This window comes from Streptomyces sp. UW30, assembly GCF_008042075.1.
GTDB lineage: Bacteria > Actinomycetota > Actinomycetes > Streptomycetales > Streptomycetaceae > Streptomyces.
On record NZ_RDBN01000005.1, the window covers coordinates 803,744 to 809,125 of the forward strand.

A 5,382-nucleotide genomic window follows, 5' to 3' on the forward strand; every position below is an offset into this window, starting at 1 on the left:
GGTCAACGAGCTGGGCATGCTGGAGGGCATCGTCAGCCGGGCCGACCTGCTCAAGGTCTTCCTGCGTGAGGACGACGAAATCGCGGAGGAGGTGGAGCCGGACGGGGCGCCGGCGTCCGCGGCGAGACGGCCGGTCAACGAGCTGGGCATGCTGGAGGGCATCGTCAGCCGGGCCGACCTGCTCAAGGTCTTCCTGCGTGAGGACGACGAAATCGCGGAGGAGGTGGAGCCGGACGGGGCGCCGGCGTCCGCGGCGAGACGGCCTATGGCCGACAGCGGCACCGGGAGCCAGTCCGGGCGGTGGCGGGCCTCGTAGACGACCTCGTAGATCGCCTTGTCGGTCTCGTACGCCCGCAGCAGCACCGGGTCGGTCCGCGGATCGGCGCCGCTGACCTGCGCGTACCCGGAGCAGTACGCGGCCCGGCAGGCCTCGGCCCAGCCCGGTAGCGGCAGGTCGGCCGAGTGGGCGGCGTAGTCGAAGGAACGCAGCATCCCGGCGACGTCCCGCACCGGCGGCTGCGGCATCCGCCGTTCGGCCAGCGGCTTCGACGGCTCGCCCTCGAAGTCGATCAGCCACCAACGCCCGCCCGGCGAGCGCAGGCACTGCCCGAGGTGCAGATCGCCGTGGATGCGCTGGGCGGTCCAGGTGCAGCCCTCGGCGGCGAGCTCGGCCAGCGCCTCGAACGCCGAGCGCAGCGCGGGTGCGTACGGCCGGAGCGCCGGCACCGCCTGGGCGGCCGCGTCCAGCCGCTCGACCATGCCGTCGACCAACTGCTGCACCTGAGAGTGCCCCAGCGTCACCGTCGGCAGCGTGCGGGCCAGCGCGGTGTGCACCTCGGCGGTCGCGCGCCCCAGCGCCCGCGCCTCCGCGGCGAAGTCCTCGCCCTTGGCCAGCTCGCGCAGCGCCAGCTCCCAGCCGTCCGCCGCGCCCTGCACGAAGGGCTGGAGCACGCCCAGTACATACGACTCACCCGCCAGCTCCGAGCGGAACCACGCCGTCGGCGCGGGCACCCGGTCGCAGCCCTCGCGGGCCAGCGCGAGCGGCAGCTCCAGGTCCGGATTGACGCCGGGCACGACCCGGCGCAACAGCTTCAGGATGAACGTATCGCCGTAGACGACCGACGAGTTCGACTGCTCGGAGGTGACCAGGCGTGGCACCAGAGCGGTCCGGATCTCCTGGCCCGGGTCCCGCTCGAAGCGCAGCGCGCCGATCCGGGCCCCGGTGCGCAGGGCCTCCAGGAGCAGCTCGGCGGGACGGGCGTCGTACAGGGCGTCGTACACCGTGCGTCCGGTGAGCGGGCCCTCGGTCACGTGCCCGATCAGCGCCGGCGCCAGCCGGGGTGGGAGCGCCTCGCGGTCGCCTATCACGAGCTGGTAGCAGTCGGCGGGCTGCTCGGGTGCGCCCGGCAGGGGGGTGAGCGGCTGATGGGCGCGCACCAGCAGGTGGTACAGGCCCAGCTTGCCGCCGGGCGGCAGCAGTTCGGTCGCCGCGACCAGCGAGAACCCGGTGACCGGACGCCCCTTGCCCGCGAACCACCGCTGCCGTGGCAGCCATTCCCGTAGCAGTGGATCCAGTGACGCAAGGAGGCCGGGCGGGATGGTGACGGTAGGGGTGACGGCTTCCGACATGGCGTCGCGTCCTTTCCCCGGGTGGTCGGGGTGTTACTTCTGCGTGCCCCGGGCGGGGCGGTGGAAACCGCCCCGCCGGGCTCTCAGGCGGCGTCCTTGCGCAGCCGGAACCAGTAGAAGCCGTGGCCCCCGAGGGTCAGCAAGTACGGGAGCTCACCGATGGCCGGGAATCGCACCCCGCCGAACAGCTCGACGGGATGTCGGCCGTTGAACCTGCGCAGATCGAGTTCCGTCGGCTGCGCGAACCGCGAGAAGTTGTGCACGCACAGGACCAGATCGTCCTCGTATTCACGCAGGAAGGCGAGGACCGCCGGGTTCGACGACTGGAGTTCGGTGTAGGAGCCGAGTCCGAACGCCGGGTTCTGTTTGCGGATCTCGATCATGCGGCGGGTCCAGTGCAGGAGCGAGGACGGCGAGGCCATGGACGCCTCGACGTTCGTCACCTGGTAGCCGTAGACCGGGTCCATGATCGTCGGCAGATACAGCCGTCCCGGATCGCACGACGAGAAGCCGGCGTTGCGGTCCGGGGTCCACTGCATGGGGGTGCGCACGGCGTCCCGGTCGCCGAGCCAGATGTTGTCGCCCATGCCGATCTCGTCGCCGTAGTAGAGGATCGGCGAGCCGGGCAGGGACAGCAGCAGGGCGGTGAACAGCTCGATCTGGTTGCGGTCGTTGTCCAGCAGGGGTGCCAGTCGGCGCCGGATTCCGATGTTGGCGCGCATGCGGGGGTCCTTGGCGTATTCCGCCCACATGTAGTCGCGTTCCTCGTCGGTGACCATTTCCAGGGTCAGCTCGTCGTGGTTGCGCAGGAAGATGCCCCACTGGCAGCCGGAGGGAATGGCCGGGGTCTTGGCGAGGATTTCCGAGACCGGGTACCGCGACTCCCTGCGCACCGCCATGAAGATGCGCGGCATGACGGGGAAGTGGAACGCCATGTGGCACTCGTCGCCACCGCTGGAATAGTCGCCGAAGTAGTCGACGACGTCCTCCGGCCACTGGTTCGCCTCCGCCAGGAGCACCGTGTCCGGGTAGTGGGCGTCGATCTCCTTGCGCACTCGCCTGAGGAGCTCGTGCGTGGCGGGAAGGTTCTCGCAGTTCGTGCCTTCCTCGGCATACAGATACGGCACCGCGTCCAGCCGGAAACCGTCGATTCCGAGGTCCAGCCAGAACCTCAGCGCCGAGAGGATCTCCTCCTGCACGGCCGGGTTCTCGTAGTTCAGGTCCGGCTGGTGGGAGAAGAAGCGATGGAAGAAGTACTGCTTGCGGACCGGGTCGAAGGTCCAGTTGGAGGCTTCGGTGTCGACGAAGATGATGCGGGCGTCGGCGTACTGCTTGTCGTCGTCGGCCCACATGTAGTAGTCGCCGTAGGGGCCGTCGGGGTCCTTTCTCGATTCCTGGAACCACGGGTGCTGATCGCTCGTGTGGTTCATGACGAAGTCGATGATGACCCGCATACCGCGCTGGTGGGCCGAGTCCACGAAGTCCACGAAGTCGGCGAGGTCACCGAATTCGGGCAGGACGGCGGTGTAGTCGGAGACGTCGTAGCCGCCGTCCCTGAGCGGTGATTTGAAGAAGGGCGGCAGCCACAGGCAGTCGACGCCGAGCCATTGCAGGTAGTCGAGTTTGGCGGTGAGGCCCTTGAGGTCGCCGACACCGTCGCCGTTGCTGTCCTGGAATGAGCGGACCAGGACCTCGTAGAAGACGGCGCGCTTGAACCAATCCGGGTCACGATCCTTGGCAGGCGTGTCCTCGAAGGTGTCCTGAACGGGCTCGTTGACGATCATTTTGTGGGTGACCCTCCGATCTGCGGGGTGGACGGTCGCAGAACACGGCTGTGCCTATCCGGCGGATAACCCCCGGACCCCCAGCCGACGACAAGCACATGCGCGCCGCCGGGTTCGAGGCGCACATAGTTGGCCCTGCCCCAGTGATAGGTCTCGCCGGTGAGCTCGTCGCGCACCGGCACCGACTCGTGCCAGTCCAGGCCGAGTTGCGGCATGTCCAACGAGACCGTGGCCTCCTGGGTGTGGTGCGGGTCGAGGTTGGCGACCACCAGAACCGTGTTCGATCCCTGCCGCTTCGAGTAGGCGATCACCTCGTCCTTGTCCGCCTGATGGAAGTGCAGATCGCGCAGCTGCCGCAGCGCGGGATTCGCGCGCCGGACGGTGTTGAGCCTGGTGAGGAGTGGCGTGATCGTACGCCCCTCACGCTCGGCTGTCTCCCAGTCGCGGGGGCGTAGTTGGTACTTCTCCGAGTGGAGGTATTCCTCGCTGCCTTTGCGCAGGGGGGTGTTCTCGCACAGTTCGTAGCCGCTGTAGATGCCCCAGGTCGGGGAGAGGGTGGCGGCGAGGACGGCGCGGACCTCGAAGGCGGGGCGGGCGCCGTCCTGGAGGTAGGCGTGCAGGATGTCGGGGGTGTTGGCGAAGAAGTTCGGCCGCATGTAGGCCGCCGCCTCGCCGGACAGCTCGGTCAGGTAGTCGGTCAGCTCCTGCTTGCCGTTGCGCCAGGTGAAGTAGGTGTAGGACTGCTGGAAGCCGGTCTGGGCCAGGGTGTGCATCATCGCCGGGCGGGTGAACGCCTCGGCCAGGAAGATCACGTCGGGGTCGGTGCGGTTGATGTCCGCGATCACCCGCTGCCAGAACACGACCGGTTTGGTGTGYGGGTTGTCCACCCGGAAGATCCGCACGCCGTGGGTCATCCAGTGCCGCAGCACCCGCAGCGTCTCGACGATCAGGCCGTCCATGTCCGTGTCGAAGGCGATCGGGTAGATGTCCTGGTACTTCTTCGGCGGGTTCTCCGCGTAGGCGATCGTCCCGTCYGCGCGGTGGTGGAACCAYTCGGGGTGCTTGTGTACCCAGGGGTGGTCGGGGGAGCACTGCAGGGCGAAGTCGAGGGCCACTTCCAGGCCCAGTTCGGCGGCCTTGGCGACGAAGCGGTCGAAGTCCTCGATCGTGCCGAGGTCGGGGTGGACGGCGTCGTGGCCGCCCTCGGGGGAGCCGATGGCCCAGGGCACGCCGACGTCGTCGGGGCCGGCGGACAGGGTGTTGTCCGGGCCCTTGCGGTAGGTGGTGCCGATGGGGTGGATCGGCGGCAGGTAGACGACGTCGAAGCCCATCGCGGCGATCGCGGGCAGCCGGCGCGCGGCGGTCTCGAAGGTGCCGTGGGGCTGCTCGGGGGTGCCTTCGGAGCGGGGGAAGAACTCGTACCAGGAGCCGTACAGGGCGCGTTCGCGCTCGACCAGCAGCGGTAGCGGATCCGAGGCGGTCACCAGATCCCGCAACGGATACCGGCCCAACACCGCGTCGACCTCGGGAGTCAGCGCTGCCGCCAACCGCCACGCGGCCGGGCGGCCTTCGTCCCGCAGGGCCTCGGCGGCCGTGAGGATCACCGGCTGCCCCTCGCCCTCGGGCACTGCGGTGGCGGCGCGCTCGTACAGCCGCGCGCCCTCCTCCAGCACCAGCTCCGTGTCCATTCCGGCCGGGATCTTGATCTGGGCGTGGTGCCGCCAGGTGCTGATGGGGTCGCCCCAGGCCTCCACGTGGTAGGTCCAGTGGCCCGGCTCGCCGGGGGTGACGTCGGCGCCCCAGCGGTCGGTGCCGGGGGCGAGTTCACGCATCGGCGTCCAGGGGCCGGGGCGGCCGTCCGGATCGGTCAGTACGGCATTGGCGGCAACGGCGTCGTGTCCCTCCCGGAACACGGTCGCCGAGATCTCGAAGGTCTCGCCGGTGACCGCCTTCGCGGGCCGGCGCCCGT

General features: G+C 69.4%; 2 protein-coding genes and 1 pseudogene. All 3 read right to left on the minus strand.

The features are described from left to right. Nucleotides 1-249 precede the first annotated feature (249 nt). A pseudogene (locus EAO75_RS05360) lies at nucleotides 250-1,629 on the minus strand (maltokinase N-terminal cap-like domain-containing protein); the annotation flags it as partial. Nucleotides 1,630-1,712: 83 nt separating this feature from the next. Then, entirely contained in the window at nucleotides 1,713-3,413 is a 1,701-nt protein-coding gene (gene treS / locus EAO75_RS05365) for a maltose alpha-D-glucosyltransferase (RefSeq protein ID WP_147993816.1), read from the minus strand. After that, nucleotides 3,410-5,382 (minus strand): alpha-1,4-glucan--maltose-1-phosphate maltosyltransferase (locus tag EAO75_RS05370; protein WP_147994302.1); only part of this gene is annotated, 1,973 nt, incomplete at its 5' end. The genes treS and EAO75_RS05370, both read right to left, overlap by 4 nt.